This is a genomic window from Clostridium cadaveris (assembly GCF_020911725.1).
GTDB lineage: Bacteria > Bacillota > Clostridia > Clostridiales > Clostridiaceae > Clostridium_X > Clostridium_X cadaveris.
In genome coordinates, this window is record NZ_CP076620.1 from 2,971,850 (window position 1) to 2,989,698 (window position 17,849).

Here is a 17,849-nt window from a genome sequence, read left to right on the forward strand (position 1 = left end):
CTGTCATATTTCCACATAAATTACAACACTAAAAGCATCATTTACTCATATTTTTTATTCTTTTTTTTAAATTCATCTCCTATTTTGCTACATATTTAATATAGAGTATAGCATATTATGAAATTATTATTGCATTTTTATAATTGACTTTATTATTATTTCCCAATTACAATTAGATTGATGTATACTTTGGAGGTGATATTTTGAAAAAGTTTTTCAAATACTTTTTTATATGTATTGTAATAATTTTAATCTTACTCATCCCTGTAATATCAAAGACTCCCTCTACTGAAGAAATCACTGGTATATCAAAAGGGTTAGATATAATTCATCCAGAGAATAAATTAGATATTCCTGATGAATCCTCAAAAACAGATGGAAATAATAATGGTATAGCTGATACTATAGATATGGTTGCTTCTGCCGAGAAAAGCTTTAATGAAGAAACACTATATAAGGATGCCTATTATATAGGAGGCTATCCCCCTGATAGTGAGGGTGTATGTACTGATGTTATATGGCGTAGTTTTAAAGCTGTTGGAATAGATCTTAAGTCTTTAATCGATGAAGATATAAGAAAAAGTGTAAATTCCTATCCTGGTGTCAATGGAAAACCTGATTCCAACATAGATTTTAGACGTGTAAAGAATCAAAAGGTATTTTTTGATAAATACTGTTCAGCTGAAACTACTAAAGTTATTCCTAATGATGCTGACAACCTAAAGCAATGGCAGCCTGGCGATATTCTACTATTTCTTAAACCTTATGAACATGTTGGTATGATATCTAATGAACGTGATTCTGATGGTATTCCATTTGTGCTACACAATTCCTATCCTAAAATGAAAAAGTCCAAGCTATCATGGTTCAATCTTGACGAAATATATCATTATAGATGGAAATTTTAATGCAATCTCTAATTGATATTGCATAATATTCAATTAGAGATTTGCTTTAATAAACAAACATATAGATACCAAACCAATGCAGTATTGCTCCTGCCACTACAAAGAAATGCCAAAGAAAATGATCATATTTTTTGTCTCTTGTAAATGGAATCATTCCAATAGTGTATATAATCCCTCCAATTAAAATCATCCATAATAAAGGCATATTATTGTGAATCCAATCCGGTATAAATATAAGTCCACTCCATCCAATTACAAAATATAATGAAAAGTGAAGCCACTTTAGCCTTCCGGGCCCAAAAACGCTAAGCATAACTATTCCTAAAAGAATCAAAGCCCATTGAATGCAGAAAAGTATTATACCCAACGTATTTCCCCAATATACCAAATATAATGGTGCAAAAGTTCCTCCTATCAATAGATAAATAGAAGCGTAATCGAATCTTCTCCATAATCGTTTTACAACAGAACCACTTTTAAATGCATGATATAGACAGCTCATAAGCATTAATAAAAACAGACTAATTCCATAAAAACAAGAAGCCATAATCTTAAGTTCTGTATCTGATTTTAACAATAGTAATATAAACCCTGCTATAGCTAAAACTGCTCCTATTCCATGGGTAACTGCGTTCCCTGTTTCTTCTAATGCAGTGAGGTGTGGAGGCTCATTTAGTTCTCTTATTCTCTTTTTTCTATTTTCCTTTTCACTATCCATAATCTAATTCCTCCGTTATCATAGTAAATTAAATACTAAAATCTAAAGCCTTTTTCCAGCTCAGTCTTTGAGATAATCTTGCCTATCCTAATGATATATATACATATTACAATCTCTAAAAGCAATCCTAAATAACGTTTATTATATATGATACAAGAAGGTTTATTATCATATTATATCATATTCAATTTTATCCACTATTTACCTGATAATATCGCAATTTTATTGTATAATTAATTTAAGAAGTATCATAATAAAACTTCATCCATTTTTTTATGCTTCAATCTTCTCAATTAATGAACTCAGCATTAAAAGTATTAATGAATACTTAATAGAGATTATGATTTACACTGATTAAATCTTTAATTAATATCAAAAAAATACTATACTTAATAATGATAATATCTGCGAATATAAAAATTTAGATTGAGAGGTTTATATATGAGAAAAAAAGATATACTCGAGTTAAAAAAGCGTTTCAAAAAAGATCACTGCACCTTCACTAAAATGTGTGGATGCTATGTTAACGGAGAAAAGCATATTATTTTAAAATTTAGAGAAACATTCCTAAACTTAGAGGAAGATGAATACTTTAAGTATTTAGAAATAGCTAAAAAAGTGCTATCTGGAACCATTGGAAATAATATTTTAGAGCTTAACTTTCCACTTAACGAAGATCTTGTAAATGAAAGACAGATTTCGCTTATGCGTCTTAAAAACAGTCGTTTGAAGGATGATAGCATCCTTAATGACTTTTATGATTCTATAATAAACAACTACGATTATACAGGCAACTTTTTGATACTTATTTTTCATGATGCTTATGATGTAATGACCAAAACTACTGATAATGCAAAGTTAGATGAATCTGAAGAAGTATATGAATATGTACTATGTGCTATATGCCCTGTTTCACTTTCTGAACCTGGTCTTAGATATTTCGAAGATGAGAATAAGATAAAAGCACGTATACGCGATTGGGTAGTTGAAGCTCCAACTAATGGATTTGTATTCCCTGCTTTTATCGAGCGTAGTTCAGATGTTAACTCTATTATGTACTATACTAAAAATGCAAAGGATACCCATCCTGAATTAATGGAAACCACTTTAGGATGCTATTCAAAACAAACTTCAACTATACAAAAAGAAGCCTTCCAATCAATCATTAAAGATTCCTTTGGTGCTGATGAGAAAAAAGCTGAGAAAGTCTTTATGGAAGTTCAAGATAATCTAAGTAATATGATAGACGAGCATAATGCTATGTATGAAGATACAGACTGTGAACCTATAATTTTAACAAATAAAGATATACAAAATCTTTTAATAGAAAGTGGAGTTCCAGAAGAAATAACTACTAAGATTGAAAAATCCTACGTAGAAAACTTTGGTGAAGATCTTCCTTTAGCTGAAAGCTTACTTGATGCAAAAACCCTTAAAGTTAACGAACAAAGAAAAAGAGAGCATCACCTTCAAAAACAAGTAGAAATACTTCAAACTAAGCTTGATGAGGTTGCACAAGAAGCTGATGCCGACAACGAGACTCTTTCAACTGAAAATGATTCTGTACTAGATGATGTTTCAGCACATGATTTAGAAGACACGCTAGATGAAAATGAAGATACAAAATCAGCAAATGATGATTTAGTTTCTGACTATGACATAATTGTTCAAGTAAAACCTGAAAAGGTTCCTCAAATAAAATCTCAATTAATTGATGGTCAAAAATGTATAGTCATACCTATAAATGAAAATGAACAAACTACAGTTAACGGAGTAGATGATTTGATTTAAAACATATAAAGATAGCAGATCTTATTTTAAGATTTGCTATTTTTTTGCTTTAAAATTATTAAATAGAACTTCAACACTCTTATATACAAATATTTAATATTATCTATTTATATTTTTATTGACTCTCCTCTTAAGGGATACATTATTATCATAATACAATATAATTTATGTTACATAATAAATTTAAATATAGTTATAGAAAGGATATTTTATGAACATGAACAAAGTAATATACAGGGAAATAATTAAATCAGATTATGCTACTATTAAGGAATTAATTGGAGAGGCATTTGGCTTTAATAACTTTATTAAAGATAAATTATTATTAAATACAGTATTAGATAGTTATCTAAAAGATTCTATTTCAAATAGCTCATTTGGCAAAGTAGCTGAAAAGGATAATAAAGTAATTGGTTTTATTTTAGGAAATTCTAAAAATGATAAAAACCATATAAAATACTCCAATGATGCTTCTGAATCTGATAGTAGGGAAATTGATTTAATACTGAATAATGAAGAAAATAAATTTTTACTTGGAGAACTATCAAAAATTCAAGATTCATACAACGAGCTTATAGAAGGCAAAGAAGATAACTTTCAAGGAGCTATACAGTTATTTATTGTATCTAAAGAATCTAGAGGACTTGGTGTTGGAAAAACTTTAATTAACTATTTATTTGATTATATGAAAAATAAAGACGTAAAATCCTTATACTTATTTACTGATACTAGATGCAATTACGGATTTTATGATAGCCAAAACTTTAATAGATTAAATGAAAAGGAATTATGCTTAGACAGTTTAAATTTAAAACTAAATACTTTTCTCTATGAATATAAATTTTAATTCATAATATATTTATTGAACCGTACCAATTATTTGTGGTACGGTTCTCCGTATCATATATAAAAATCTTACTATTCTTTTGTTTTTGAAATTTTAAATAAATCTATATTCCCAATACCTTTAATAAATCTTTTGGTTCATTTAAATTATAATCTGCTTCTATTCCATTAGTATCTGACGCTCCCCATATTGCAAATGCAAAATCCATACCGGCTGACTTAGCAGCGTTATAATCTGCAAAAGTATCTCCAACATATATTACTTCTTTAGGGGATACCTCTAGAGTTTCTGCTACTTTTAATAATGGCTCTGGATGTGGTTTATGATTTTCTGTATCTTCTGCTAAGATAACACTTTTCATATACTTTTGTAATCCAGTTTTAAAAAAATCTATTTCATACTGAGCCCTAGTTTTAGAGCTTGATATGCCGCATAAAATATTATTCTTATCTAAAGTTTCAATTACTTCTTTGAATCCATCATATAATTCAGCACCATTTTCATATTCATTAACATATTTTACCCACTTTGAATAAGACTTCTCAATATCATTAAAGCCTAGTAATTCTAAGGTTTTCTTTCCTGAATAGGCTTTATATTTTAGAAGGTCATTATATGAAATATCTTTATTTAGTTCCTCTTTAATTAACCTTTGTAATGGTATCATATTCATCTCTTCTGTATTTAGCATTGTCCCATCTAAATCAAAAATTATACACTTATATTTTTTCATTTTTATATATCCCCTTTTTTATTCGATAATATTTTGCCCTCTATATTTATTTTATATAATCATTGAGCAATATCCAAGTTACAATATAAATATTACGTTGTTTAGGTGCCTTATTCTCCTTAATCTATTTAGTAAACATATTATTTAATTAAGTTACGATATATAAACTCCTAATTTTGTAGCTTTTTTGTAACTTCTTAAAATATGTACTTTTATATGTTCTAAAGCAATAAAAAAGCACACCATTTTCTGGTGTACTTTTTTATTGCTATATATTTACATTAATTTTTTATGCTTTATTTTGATTTCTTCTTCTTTTTCGTTTTACTCTATTTCGAGCTTTTTTCCCCATATAAGTTGGACTAATTTCTTTTAAACCTGCTTGCTCCAATGCGCGAGGCCACGGGCCAAGCATTCGTCTAATAAATCTTGCTGTTTCTTCTTGAAAATCAGCTTTTTTAGGCAATCTTCCAATTTCACTTGCCTTGCTTTGCAATAACTCAAGTGCTTCTTTTTTACATTTATCATTCATAATAACTTTGTGATCTCCTAGCTTCTTGAAATAATCCGTATTTTATCGTAATACGTTCCAAAATATCTCCCATGCTCTTATACATTAATTGCAAAAATATAATGTTAGAAATCATGTATTCTATTGTAACTGGGATTGCCGAAACACATACGGCTAAGTAACGACTAAGATTGAATGTTCCATCTGCCCACAATGTTGTCCAACTATCCATAATTAAAGAAAAAAGAACTCCTGAAAATGCACCATATATCATCAAATTTATTTTCTTTCGCTTCAAATTAGGAGCTAGTGCTCCAGCTAAAAATCCAATAAATCCCCATGAAAACATTTGGAATGGTGTCCAAGGACCTTGACCAAAATAAAAATTTGAGGCAACTGCAGACAATGATCCAACTACAAATCCAACTTCTTTCCCTAAGTAGACAGCAACAATCACAGTAATTGCAGTTACTGGTTTAAACCCAGGAATCCACGCAAATAAAAATCTTCCTAATGTAGATATAGTAATTAGTACAGCGATAATTATAAGCTCTTTGTTGCTAGTCTCTTTTCTCTCAAAATGTACAAAAATAGGAATACACGATAAAATCGCAACCACAAGTGATATCCATGCATAAATTTTTTCAGGAAAAATTACTGTGCCTATCCATATCGACAATGGAATCACCACAATAATTAGGAAGATACCAATCTGAGATTTTTTATTCTTCTCACCATTTTTATGTTTTATTGTTTCTCTCATATTTATATCTCCTTATTTAACTTTTAATTGATTCATTTTACAAAGTTTAACAACATCATCACATGTAATAGCATTTTTATAAAGATTTCTAGCAATTCTATTTGCAGCCGTTGTATAAAAATTATTATCTGCAAAAAATGCTGTTGGAGTATCAATAGATGTAATCTCACCATCAAAGAATAAAGCACATCTGTCAGCATTTATAGCAGCGAATTCGATATCGTGTGTAACAATAACAATTGTTATTCCCTCTTTCTTTAAGTCTTTTAAAATTAAAGAAAGGCTTTGCTTTGAATATGTATCTATTCCTTTAGTAGGCTCATCTAATAAAAGTATCTTTGGCTTCAATAAAAGCATTTTTGCAAGAGCGGCTTTTTGCTGCTCTCCTCCACTTAAATCATATGGATGGCAATCCAGCAAATGTAATATACCTAACTTATTTGAAACATCCTGAATCAAAGCTTCTTTTTCCGAATTTTCATACTCCATTATTTTGCAAATTTCCTGAAAATCATCAAGTACTGTTTTTTTCAGGAATACCATCTGTGGATTTTGTGGAAGTAATGCAATATTATAACGATATAAAGAATTACCTTTAAATTCAGATATCTTCTTTCCTTGTACTAAGGTTTTACCTCTATATGCTTTATTGATCCCCGCAAGTACATTTAAAGTGGTGGTTTTTCCAGTTCCATTTCCACCTAATATACAGAAGGTCTCTCCTTCATAAACTGAAAAAGTAACCCCACGTAATACGTCCGGCAAATCTCGTTCATATCGAAACCAAATATTTTTCATTTCTAATACAATTCTTTCACTATGACAATAAGGAATGATATCTAGTGTATTTATCTTTGCATCATAATTCTCTTCTAAAAAATTACGTCCATCTTTTACTGTCAAAGGGCATGCACCCTCTACATCAAGACCATGAAAAATACGAACAGCACTAGGAAGTCCTGTAAGCATCTTATGTTCTCCATTAATTTTACGAAGTTTACTACTAACTTGATCTGGGAAATCAAATAGCAAAATATTTCCTTCCTCTAGTAGCATTACCTTATCTGCAATTGGGAATACGTCCTCTAAACGATGTTCTACTAAAATTATCGTCAACCCTAATTCCTTATTCAGTTTCTGTAATGTACCAATAAAATCAGCAGCCGCAATTGGATCTAGCTGCGATGTAGGCTCGTCTAAAATTAATATTTTGGGTTGCATAACCATAATAGATGCCAAGTTCAGCATCTGCTTTTGTCCCCCAGAAAGTTCACTAGTATTTTTTCGAAACCAAGTTTGAATTCCAAAGTAACTAGCCATTTCTGATACCCTACGTCTAATTATTTCAGTGGGATATCCTAGATTCTCTAATCCAAAAGCAAGCTCATGCCACACCTTATCTGTTACAACTTGATTTTCTGGATTTTGAAGAACATAACCAATATCACATGTAGAAGTACGTTCATCTAACTCACTTTGATTAATCCCACGATATATAATCTTTCCTTTTTTTTCTCCGTATGGAGCTAATTCTCTTTTTAAAAGCTTTAATAAAGTGGTTTTCCCACATCCTGATTCTCCACAAATAACTACAAAATCTCCAGAATTAATGGAAAATGAGATATTATCCAGTGCAACTTTTTTTGCTCCTGCATAACGGAAGCTTAAATTTTCGATACGTAATATTTCCATTTTAAATTCTCCTTAATTTCTATTATGAATGGAAGAAAGCATAAAATCCCAAATGATATATATACTGTCCATGCAAGTGGCGTCTGAGGTATTTCTGTCATACGAGGATAAAAGTAAAATTCCGTTGTATGAAATAACATCCCTACTATTACAATAGTTAAATTAGTAATAATAATTCCCATAACAATACCATCCTGCAAAGTGAAGTGAAACATTGAAAAATGACTGCGTCCTTTTAATCCATATCCTCGTGCTTTCATAGAATCTCCTGTATCAACCGCATTTTCTATAGACCACATTAAAATTGCTGAAAACACTCGTAGTCCACTTCTAATTTTATCTACATAACTATTTGATGAATAAAGTCCCATTGCTTTCTGCATTTGATGTACCTTTTTAATTTGAGTTTTAAACAAAGGAACAAATCGTAATACTATAGATAAAAGTAAAGAAAGTTTTGGAATTATTTCTCCAAATAAATATAATATTTTTTCACTAGTCATAATATAGTTATGACATTTAAACCAATACATAACTGCAACAATCATTAGTGCAATATCAAATCCATACAGTATTGCTTCCAAAGTAACAGGATTTCCATTTAAAAAAAATAATGGTGTAACTCCATTATGCGAAAACAATGGATTTGTTATAGCAATCATAAGAAACAAAGGTATATAAAACAATAAATTATTTAAAATTTCTTTCGGTCTATTCATAATGGAACAAAAACAAATTCCACCAATAAGTGCCAATACTAGAATAACAGGATTAACTGTGAACATAGCAATTAGCAATACAGAAAGAAAATAAATCAACAGTACTGTAGGATGATAAGAACCAAATGCTTTCATAATTTTCACCTTCTCATCTTCTTAAGTTTACTTTGTTTCATTCCATTTACATCCAACATCTTTTCCTAAATTACAAGTGTATACCCACTCTATAACATCTCCATCTTTTAATTGATATTTAGAGCATCCATAATTAGGGAAATCCCCATTTACTAAATACATCCACCCAGACAAAGGTCCACAAGAAAACTCATATAAATAATTAATTCCTTGAACATATGCACTTCCAAAACTATTCTTCTCAGCTCCTTCATATTCCATTTGAATACGATTATAACGAACTGCTCGATCTAAAATATCGAAGACAGTATCTCCTGAACGTAAAACATATTTTGTAGGAGAAAGAATAACGCCATCCTTAGGTATGAATTCATTCGACTTTAATTTTTTAGATAACTTATCATAATTATCTAGTACCGTATCACAACGTATACTAATAGTTACAGTTTGGCTGCTTTCTGTAATGTCATCAATATGAGTCATATAATATTCATCCACTGATTGGATATCAGTACCCATTACAAGCACAGAAATCAAGAGTATTAGAGCAAAAATTCCCAATATATCTTTTTTCATCATACTCCCTCCAATATTAATAAATGCAATTCACTAAACGATATTTTAAGTTTCTAAAAAACTTAGCATTGTAGCGAATTTTCTTTTGTATTTTATCTTTTGTATCAATTAAATATTGCCTTTGAAGTGAATTCATTTCATGTCTACTATATCTAGCTTCTTCATATATTTGTAATGCCTTTTGAAAATCTGACGTATCATCCTTTAACCATTCTCTTAAAGATATATCTACCTCATATATTTCATTTTCATCTTTTATCACACCTGTTACAATCATCATATCTGCTATATATGAAAATATTTGAATAATGCTTTCTTGAATATCAGAGCTTTCAAAAGTTTTTAGTCTTCTTTTCAATTTGAGTCTTTTATAAAGAACTATCATTATTAGTGCTAATAATATTAAAATTATAAGCCCCAATGTAAATTTCATAACATTTAAAACGAAACTAAAATGCTTCATCTTATCCATTTCACTTATTCCTTCATTGACATCCTGTTCATTATTACCATTATCATTCTGTTCTATATTACTTTCTTCATAATCCATATTAGGAAGGCCTGATAATTCATCATCCTTTTCCATAATATTTAAATATGGTGGCGTAACTTCAAATGGTATCCATCCAACTCCATCTTGATAAAACTCCACCCAAGCATGTGCATGTGTTTCATCTATGGAAATTGCCGAATTTGCAAGCACTCCCTTTACATCATCTGGAGTAATAACGAACCCTTCTACATATCTAGCAGGAATCTTATAATATCTAAACATTAAAGTCGCTGCTGTAGCGTAATGCACAGAATATCCTTCGCAGCTTCCTTCCAAAAAATTTTGCAAGAAATCATTTCCATTATCCGTAAAGTGTACATCAGTACTGTATGATAGTTTAGTTGTTAAATACGACAATATATTTTGTTTTGCATTATAATAATTCAAATGCGTATTTCCTTCTAAATTGTAGTCACCCAAATGATTCTTTAATAAATTCCTTATATTTTCTGGCATATCCAAATAAGTATCATATACGAATTCATTATAGTGCTCTTCACTATTAATGTATGACTCAATATCTTTTTCATTTGAGCTTAATTGACTGTTTAATTTTTGAGATAAAGTTGTATAACTCTTTACTTGATTTAACAATGCAGTGTATTTATAGTACCTATTACCCTTAAATCCATTAGCTAATATATTCTCGTCACCTATATTATCTTCAGGCAAAGATATACTACCTCCGTCAACAAGTTCATATGGTGAGTATATATATTTGCTGTTTGCTCCAATATTACGTATAGATATTTGATTATACTTATCATTTGTTATAGAACTATCTACTGATTGAGCTAAATTGGCAATCTGTGTTTGTCCATAAAACCCTTCTTCATGAAGCCAGTAAAAAAGATCTTTACTTTCGAATAATTTAGAATTAGAAATATTATCCCAGCCTCTACCATTATATTTACTACCAACAAAACCTCTTAAATATAAAGAATCAGGCTTATTCATTACAATTTCTAATTGTTCTTTCTCTGTTGGATGAAATGGTTTTAGATTTCGAAAATCTCCCTCTGGCATAATGTTAGTCCCTTGATATCTAGCATTATGAACTAAATTGTCCATGCTAGATTTCGCTGAAGAAAATATATTCATTCCTTCATAATTATCTGTAAATCCTGTCAAAGAGAAAATAACTACACTTAAAATACAAATAATCCCCGTAGCCCCTCCTAATATAAAGGTAATCCGTTTATTTGCACAGATCTTTCCAATTACTATTCCAAGTACAAAAATACTCCAAAATATAAGAAGTATAGGTTGTACTTGGCATTTTAGTACACCACATAGTACTAGTAGGATACATGAACAAATAGTAGGTATTATAATCTCTTTGTTTTTACTAGAAAAAGTAATCGGATATGCCATAATAAATGTTAATATCCCTATAAATAACATCTGGGATAATACATATTCTTCTTTTAAAACAGGCACTGAAAAAATGGGCATAATTTTCCCAAAGCAATTTCCGAATGTATCTAAAACCTGATTTATTGTAATATAAAATCCGCCTAGTATCTTCGTATATACTAACAATGCTGCAAGAATTCCAAATAATAAAATACCAAAACTCAAAATACGTATTTTCCCTCCATAGGAATATAAAAATTGGATTCCTATGGATAAAAATGCTGCACCTAATACAATTAAGTATGTATTTTTAATAGAAAATATAACGCATAATAAGTTAATAAAACTTACGGTACCTATAAAGGCTAAAAGCCATTCCCACCATAAATCTCTTGGAGAAAACTCTAGGGACAATTCTTTTTCAACTTTTGCAAACTTTAATGTACTTCTTACTGAACTATTCATAATATGCCCCCTTTAAATCCTAATATTAAGCAAATCTGTTTTCATACTATCAGATGAAAATGGAATGATTTCAGCCTTGCCATCCTCATAAACCTCTTGTGTCTTTTCCTTTTCAACTAAAAGCACAGTTGTTCTTTGATATTGCAATAATTCTGATGGTGGTACAACTGGGGAGACACAAAGAATATTGGAAAAATCATGATCTTTACAGTTTTTCATGTAGTGTTCTAAGCATGAAATTTCATCAACTTTAATCTGTAAAGACAATAATTTCAGAATGATATCTGCTAAATCATCCTCACTATTAATTTCATATATATTAAATTCATTACTTTTCTGATCTTGCCAAGCCATTCCATGTGCAATACCATTTGCTAGTAAAATCCTGCTTAAAGCTACATTCACCTCTATAATAGTGTCTATTACCTTATACTCAGGCAGCTCATCTTGGTTGCTCACTCCTGTATTTAGAAGAATAAGTACCAATCTAGAAACAGGATTACCTCCTTCACGAACAATCAAATTATCTAGTTTCTGCGTTAGCTTCCAATTGATACTTTTAGGACTGTCTCCTTGTATATATTCTCGATATCCAAAAGGCTCACTCATATCGAAACCAGATTTGGAATCAGAATAATCCGTTGCTTCCAAATCTGTATGATTTGCATTATTAATCCTAATATCACTAGATATCCAATCTGGCAAAACAAGCATATTGCCTTTTACCTCACAAGATTTTGACCTATATGTCAATAAAAAAACATCATATATTTTCATATCTGTGGCTGAAAAATCAATTTTTCCACAGAAATCATCCTTTATTTTAACTGGAATATCTATTTTACCAAAGGAAGGAACAGATACTTGTACTGGAAATTCAACTTTTTCACCCGTTAATAAATTTTCACCGTATAGTGTAAACTTAATTCTTACATATGGAAGATACCCCTTGTTTATCACCTGAATATTTCCATGAGCTGTTTTTTTCTTGTCCGTATTTTCAGGAAATTTAACTATAATAGAAATCTTAGGCGATGTAAAAAGGTATATAAATAAACTTAGTAAGGTTATCATTATAGTTAGAACCAGCAATATAAAAGCGCCGGCTGTATTTATAAAAACATTAGCAATCAGTAGAAATATAATCCAAAGTATATAGTAAACTCTTGCTTTCATCATAATTTTTTCCCAGTATGTGTTCCAATAACAGGCTTTTCTACAGAAGATAAAATGTCCTTAGCAATAGACAAAGCATCTGCCCCTGAAATCTTTGCTTTCTGTTTAATAATCAAACGGTGTGCACTGACATCACAGAATATAGCTTGAACATCTGCGGGAATTACATAGTCACGTCCTTCTACATATGCATGTGCCTTTGTCATCTGGCATATACTTAAAGCACCTCTAGGACTGATACCTAATTCAATTGAACTATGGTTTCTTGTCATTTCTACCAATCGAGTTATATATTCATAAATGGAATCTTCTACATTGATCTTTGCAACTGTCTTTTGTATCTCAATAATCTCCTCTCTGGTAGTCACTGATTGTACAGAATCAAGTGGATTTGCACTATGTCGTTCTTTTAAAATGTTAACTTGACTATGAAAATCTGGATAACCCATTTTTAGCTTGATCATAAAACGGTCTAGCTGTGAAGAAGGAAGCATTTGAGTTCCTGCCGAACCTACAGGGTTTTGTGTTGCAAGTACAATAAAAGGTGATGGTACTGGACGAGTTATTCCATCAACCGTAATTTGTCTTTCTTCCATAACCTCAAGTAAAGCCGCCTGAGTTTTACTTGAAGTACGATTAATTTCATCTGCTAATAAAAAATTGGTCATGGCAACGCCTTCTTGATATTTAAAGCTATTTTGAGATTTATCATATATAGAAAAGCCTGTAATATCTGATGGTACGCTATCAGATGTAAATTGCATTCTTTTATAATCTAATCCTAGTACCTTTGAGAAAGCCAATGCTAAAGTTGTCTTTCCAACTCCTGGTACGTCCTCTAACAAAACGTGACCTGAGGAAATGATAGCCATATAAACTTTAATTAATATGTCATCTTTTCCAACTATTGCTTTTTTTAATTCTTCCATAATTTCTTCTGTTTTATTTAACATATTTTTCACCTTACCAATCGTCATTATCATTGTTCTCATCAATCATAAGCTGTTCTTTTTTGCATTTTCTTTTCTTTTTAAATCGCAATACCAAAATTGCAATTAATATAGCAGCAACTAAAGTAACCAAAGCTCCAATAATCACTGATCTTATTTGTGTTGTTATTTGAGTTTTCCCACGAAGAACATCTTCATATCCAAGAACAAGACTCCTATCATTTTCATCTAGCTTGTCTATTCTGTATAGAATACTATCTATCTTATCTTTGTCCTTATAACCAATATTTTCAAATGGATAAAGAGACTCCAAAATAAATGCATTAATATCTTCTATCTCATGTTGAACTTCTTCAATCTGGGATTTTTTATTAATCAAATCATCAAGAATGCTCTTATATTCTTCATTATTTTTAGAGGCTTCAAGCTTTTCTATAAGACGTATAACAGTTCCATAGTATTCCGTTCCCATCTTATCTGGCAGCGACTTGTATTCTTCTAAGTCGTTTTCATTAAAAATTAAATTTAATTTGACAGCCTGTTGCTTAAAAATATTAATTACAGTACCCTTTTGGGATGTATTTTCATTCATTGCTGATGATAAATATTCACTAGTATTTTTAATACCCATTTTTTTTATTGAATTTGCTAATTTCCAATAATTCTTCACATAGCATCGTTCAGTTACAGGAATTCTAAGATATTCCTCAAACAACTTTTGAACAGATCCATAGTCCTCAGACATAGCATCAATATTGTCTTCTAATTTTTCAATTTGCTCCTTTTGTGCTTTCGTCATTTCAGGTCTAAAATCAAAAAGTGATCTCAAGTTGGTTTGAAACCTATATAAGGAAACCAAAGAATATAAAGCTTGTTCACTTGCCATGGAATTAGCTTTTCCTGGAGACGCTGAAGGATTATCCTTATCCTCATCATAGCTGTGAGTAAAACCTCCATTGTCTACTTTGTACTGCATTAATCCATCAAGAATGTTATTTCCATTTTTGATAAAACGCTCGTCATTAACTGGGTCAATTCCAAGGTTGCATAAGGCAACCATAACTTGGGCTGAGCTTTCACAATTTTTTATTCCCCAGGAAGTAAATCCACCATCATCCCCCTGAGCTTTTGAAAGATACTCTACTGCCTTGTCTGCAGAATCTCTAACTGTTAAATTACTCTCATGTACAAAATAACTTTGTTCACTATTGTAATATGGCGCTAACGCCGTCAAAGCCATAGCAGTGATATCAACATCAGCATCATCTCCATTAAGTGAAAAAGCACCACTTGATTGCTGATTCTCAAGAACTTTTTGAATAATACTATCTCTAGTATCTGCCGAATTTTCTGGCACTGTATATCTCATAGCATCTAAGGTAATTAATCCCCATATATAGCCGTTAATTCCCTGAGAGCCTAGTGATTCCGTATTCCCCCTATTATATGTGCCATCAGCAATCAAGTTGATATGCTTTCCATCTTTGTCTACTGCTGCATCTGTAGGATCTCCTCCAAGAGATAATATAGCTAAAGATATCCTGTGCCATTCAGTTGCTTTTTGAGCATCTAGCTTATCTTCTGTGGAGTATCTCTGCTGAATAAAGTTTTTTAGCATTGCTAAATAAGAAAAATAGTCATCATCATAACCCATTCTTCCTAATCCTACTGCATACCAATCAGCAGAACCATTTCCAGCTTCAGAAATAACCTTTTTATTAAACAAGCTTTTATTTTTTCCACTACCCTCAGATTTTTTCCAATCAACAATACCTATTATTGTTTCTTCTAAATTGGATAAAGTATAATCTTTATGCTGTGCATATGCATAAACAGGCACACTGGATAAAATAAATATTACCGTCAAAATAAGAACTGCTGTTTTATTTATCAATCGCTTCATAGATTTATTTTCACCATACCTTATCGTAATTTTGTCCTTGTCCACCAGTTGCTTTATATCCTCCAATATCCTTTCCATATGCTAGTGTGAATCTTATGCGAACCACATCACCATCTTTAAAAACAACATCAGAGAAGCCATATCCAGGAAAAGATCCATTTACAGAATACATCCATCCAGAGCCTTGACAATAGTCAAATTCACCAATACTATCATCATAGCGTTGTTCTTTCCACTCTAATCCATCCTTATCAATGGCTTGTCTTAAATCTTCTGGTATAGATACTCCAGTTGCTATACCTGGTTTCATAATTCTTGACAAGTAAAACCCTATATCAAGAGAACCGGTATGCTTATACTTGAATCCCTTTTCCTCTAAAAAACGAGTGAGAAAATATGAACCAGTTTCTCCTTGACGGATTGGCACTTTAACTGGTGCTACAATGTATCCGAGTCCTAGTACATTTGCGTCTACACTAATTGTAATTTCTCCAATCTTTTCTCCATCTGCAACGGTTTTACAATTAATTTTATAACTATAATCATTATATCTTCCGTCCGAATCCTTAATTCTAATATCTAGCGTATTTGCTCCTCCTTGGAGATAAAGAAGGTAGCTTGTAAACTCTGATTGCCATGTATTTTTATACACTTTTCCATTTAGCTGTACGGTAATACCCTCGCTATAAATTCTATTTCCCTTATAATCTTCTGGAAGTAAATCTAAAGTAAATTCATTACCCATTATTGTCATACCATCAGTTACATTTATATGTTTAATTGCAGGTTTAGTCCCTTCATCTGCAATAGGCACATATTTAATAACATAGGATGCCTCAGCCAAAGTAACTAATTTTCCATTCACTATATCCGTTGCTTTTAAACGAATAATATTAGCTCCAATATTCAATGGAACTGTATATTCATTTTCTGCCACAGGCAAAATAGTTTTCTTATTGCAAACTACAGTTAATCTTCCTTTGCTTGAAAAATTAATAATAGCTGCTTTGAATGAAAAGGTATCAGTATTAACAGTTTGATTTACTAAATCAGTCTCAATCTTTGAATCTTTTGGCAAACGACACTGTATTGTATAAGTCTGCTTATCGCTCTTTCCTCCACTTTCTGCAAATAACTCAATGGTATTTTCTCCTTCATTTAACTTTGCCCTATATTTATTATCGGAAGAAGATTTCAACTCCTCACCGTTACACTTCACTGTAACTGGAACCTCTTTTTTTTGTAGAGTTGCAGAGGCAGTAAAATCCAAAGTATCTGTTTCAACTGTTTTATTTTTTAAATCCGAACGTATTACAAGATTCCCTAAGTCTACGTATACAACGTAGTCTTGATATAACGTCATTTTTTTCCCTTGCTTATCCACATAGGTAACTGAAACTTTAATTTCATTTTTACCTTCCTCAAGCAAAACATTTCCTTTAAACTGTGGTTGTTGAATGTTATTTATATAAACTCTTTCTTCTTTAACCCTTAAATTTTCCTGTTTATGATTGATTTTAAAAGAATAATCCCTAGAATAGACAACCTCTCCATTTTTAATGGTAGTAGTAAAATATACAGTATCCGTCGTATCTCCTGAAGAAATTTGGAAATCTCCAGGATTATTAGGATTTACTTTATCACTATCTCCTATATTGTCAGAAGTCTCTCCTATATCGCCCTTACCATCATTTTTATCATTTGATTCCAAGCTATCCTCATCAATGTTCTCATCTGATACTTCTGCTTTGTTAATATCTGCATTTCCTAAATTAGTAAGATATTCACCCTCTAGTCCAATAGTCTTTCCAGCATTAGGCATCATTTTTGATGAGGTTGACTCAGTATTCAATGGATTTTCTGGCTGAACCTTTGTTTGGAATCCTGTTAAAACCATAGATATAATAAGTAAAAGTGGAACAACTGAAATAGTCAAAAAACGTATTAATTTTTTATTAGTTTTTTTCATAAATCTCACCTTATATAATTAATAAGACAGCGAAGGCTATTGTCAAAATCAAATAGCCTTCACCGCATTTAAACAATTAATTTT

General features: G+C 30.9%; 15 protein-coding genes. 3 read left to right on the forward strand and 12 right to left on the reverse strand.

The window, feature by feature from the left end; translation table 11 throughout:
* Positions 1-203: 203 nt before the first annotated feature.
* Positions 204-908: a DUF1287 domain-containing protein gene (locus KQH81_RS14275; protein WP_207719576.1), complete on the forward strand. Its 705-nt coding sequence runs from the start codon at positions 204-206 to the stop codon at positions 906-908.
* Between the two features lie 46 nt (positions 909-954).
* Here KQH81_RS14275 and trhA read toward each other — a convergent pair whose 3' ends face one another.
* Positions 955-1,626, reverse strand: a complete 672-nt coding sequence (gene trhA, locus KQH81_RS14280; protein WP_027637622.1) for a PAQR family membrane homeostasis protein TrhA — start codon at positions 1,624-1,626, stop codon at positions 955-957.
* Positions 1,627-2,067: 441 nt separating this feature from the next.
* Between trhA and KQH81_RS14285 the strand changes: the two genes are divergently transcribed.
* Positions 2,068-3,417: a DUF4317 domain-containing protein gene (locus KQH81_RS14285; protein ID WP_099335998.1), complete on the forward strand. Its 1,350-nt coding sequence runs from the start codon at positions 2,068-2,070 to the stop codon at positions 3,415-3,417.
* Positions 3,418-3,634: 217 nt separating this feature from the next.
* Positions 3,635-4,264 (forward strand): GNAT family N-acetyltransferase, encoded by a 630-nt coding sequence (locus KQH81_RS14290; protein WP_027637624.1) that lies wholly within the window; start codon positions 3,635-3,637, stop codon positions 4,262-4,264.
* A gap of 103 nt (positions 4,265-4,367) precedes the next feature.
* On the opposite strand, the gene KQH81_RS14295 is transcribed toward KQH81_RS14290, so the two are convergent.
* The 11 genes from KQH81_RS14295 to KQH81_RS14345 all read right to left on the reverse strand — a co-directional run bounded on the left by KQH81_RS14295 (position 4,368) and on the right by KQH81_RS14345 (position 17,765).
* Complete coding sequence (locus tag KQH81_RS14295) at positions 4,368-4,997, reverse strand: HAD family hydrolase (protein WP_074845294.1); 630 nt, start codon at positions 4,995-4,997, stop codon at positions 4,368-4,370.
* Positions 4,998-5,286: 289 nt separating this feature from the next.
* Complete coding sequence (locus KQH81_RS14300) at positions 5,287-5,529, reverse strand: homing endonuclease associated repeat-containing protein (protein WP_027637626.1); 243 nt, start codon at positions 5,527-5,529, stop codon at positions 5,287-5,289.
* Positions 5,522-6,271, reverse strand: coding sequence for an ECF transporter S component (locus tag KQH81_RS14305; protein ID WP_178310715.1), 750 nt, complete (start codon positions 6,269-6,271; stop codon positions 5,522-5,524). Before KQH81_RS14305 ends, KQH81_RS14300 begins: the two co-directional genes overlap by 8 nt.
* A gap of 12 nt (positions 6,272-6,283) precedes the next feature.
* A complete protein-coding gene (locus tag KQH81_RS14310; RefSeq protein WP_178310716.1) occupies positions 6,284-7,963 on the reverse strand; it encodes an ABC transporter ATP-binding protein in 1,680 nt (559 codons plus the stop codon).
* Positions 7,936-8,817: an energy-coupling factor transporter transmembrane component T gene (locus KQH81_RS14315; RefSeq protein WP_178310718.1), complete on the reverse strand. Its 882-nt coding sequence runs from the start codon at positions 8,815-8,817 to the stop codon at positions 7,936-7,938. Before KQH81_RS14315 ends, KQH81_RS14310 begins: the two co-directional genes overlap by 28 nt.
* 27 nt (positions 8,818-8,844) lie before the next feature.
* Entirely contained in the window at positions 8,845-9,393 is a 549-nt protein-coding gene (locus KQH81_RS14320; RefSeq protein ID WP_099336000.1) for a DUF4430 domain-containing protein, read from the reverse strand.
* Between the two features lie 16 nt (positions 9,394-9,409).
* Positions 9,410-11,767 carry a transglutaminase-like domain-containing protein gene (locus tag KQH81_RS14325; protein ID WP_074845288.1) on the reverse strand — a complete coding sequence of 786 codons (2,358 nt, stop codon included), beginning with the start codon at positions 11,765-11,767 and terminating at the stop codon, positions 9,410-9,412.
* Positions 11,768-11,779: 12 nt separating this feature from the next.
* Entirely contained in the window at positions 11,780-12,946 is a 1,167-nt protein-coding gene (locus KQH81_RS14330; protein WP_230028440.1) for a DUF58 domain-containing protein, read from the reverse strand.
* A complete protein-coding gene (locus tag KQH81_RS14335; RefSeq protein ID WP_230028441.1) occupies positions 12,943-13,935 on the reverse strand; it encodes an AAA family ATPase in 993 nt (330 codons plus the stop codon). Before KQH81_RS14335 ends, KQH81_RS14330 begins: the two co-directional genes overlap by 4 nt.
* Positions 13,907-15,874, reverse strand: a complete 1,968-nt coding sequence (locus KQH81_RS14340) for a prenyltransferase/squalene oxidase repeat-containing protein (protein WP_177192664.1) — start codon at positions 15,872-15,874, stop codon at positions 13,907-13,909. The genes KQH81_RS14335 and KQH81_RS14340 overlap by 29 nt, the downstream gene beginning before the upstream one ends.
* Entirely contained in the window at positions 15,807-17,765 is a 1,959-nt protein-coding gene (locus KQH81_RS14345; protein ID WP_074845280.1) for a DUF4430 domain-containing protein, read from the reverse strand. The genes KQH81_RS14340 and KQH81_RS14345 overlap by 68 nt, the downstream gene beginning before the upstream one ends.
* Positions 17,766-17,849 lie beyond the last annotated feature (84 nt).

Excerpts from the sequence above, each read along its gene's own strand:
- trhA (WP_027637622.1), bottom strand. The coding sequence starts at position 1,626 with ATGGATAGTGAAAAGGAAAATAGAAAAAAGAGAATAAGAGAACTAAAT.
- KQH81_RS14285 (WP_099335998.1), top strand. The coding sequence starts at position 2,068 with ATGAGAAAAAAAGATATACTCGAGTTAAAAAAGCGTTTCAAAAAAGAT.
- KQH81_RS14290 (WP_027637624.1), top strand. The coding sequence starts at position 3,635 with ATGAACAAAGTAATATACAGGGAAATAATTAAATCAGATTATGCTACT.
- KQH81_RS14295 (WP_074845294.1), bottom strand. The coding sequence starts at position 4,997 with ATGAAAAAATATAAGTGTATAATTTTTGATTTAGATGGGACAATGCTA.
- KQH81_RS14300 (WP_027637626.1), bottom strand. The coding sequence starts at position 5,529 with ATGAATGATAAATGTAAAAAAGAAGCACTTGAGTTATTGCAAAGCAAG.
- KQH81_RS14305 (WP_178310715.1), bottom strand. The coding sequence starts at position 6,271 with ATGAGAGAAACAATAAAACATAAAAATGGTGAGAAGAATAAAAAATCT.
- KQH81_RS14310 (WP_178310716.1), bottom strand. The coding sequence starts at position 7,963 with ATGGAAATATTACGTATCGAAAATTTAAGCTTCCGTTATGCAGGAGCA.
- KQH81_RS14315 (WP_178310718.1), bottom strand. The coding sequence starts at position 8,817 with ATGAAAGCATTTGGTTCTTATCATCCTACAGTACTGTTGATTTATTTT.
- KQH81_RS14320 (WP_099336000.1), bottom strand. The coding sequence starts at position 9,393 with ATGAAAAAAGATATATTGGGAATTTTTGCTCTAATACTCTTGATTTCT.
- KQH81_RS14325 (WP_074845288.1), bottom strand. The coding sequence starts at position 11,767 with ATGAATAGTTCAGTAAGAAGTACATTAAAGTTTGCAAAAGTTGAAAAA.
- KQH81_RS14330 (WP_230028440.1), bottom strand. The coding sequence starts at position 12,946 with ATGATGAAAGCAAGAGTTTACTATATACTTTGGATTATATTTCTACTG.
- KQH81_RS14335 (WP_230028441.1), bottom strand. The coding sequence starts at position 13,935 with ATGAGAACAATGATAATGACGATTGGTAAGGTGAAAAATATGTTAAAT.
- KQH81_RS14340 (WP_177192664.1), bottom strand. The coding sequence starts at position 15,874 with ATGGAAAGGATATTGGAGGATATAAAGCAACTGGTGGACAAGGACAAA.
- KQH81_RS14345 (WP_074845280.1), bottom strand. The coding sequence starts at position 17,765 with ATGAAAAAAACTAATAAAAAATTAATACGTTTTTTGACTATTTCAGTT.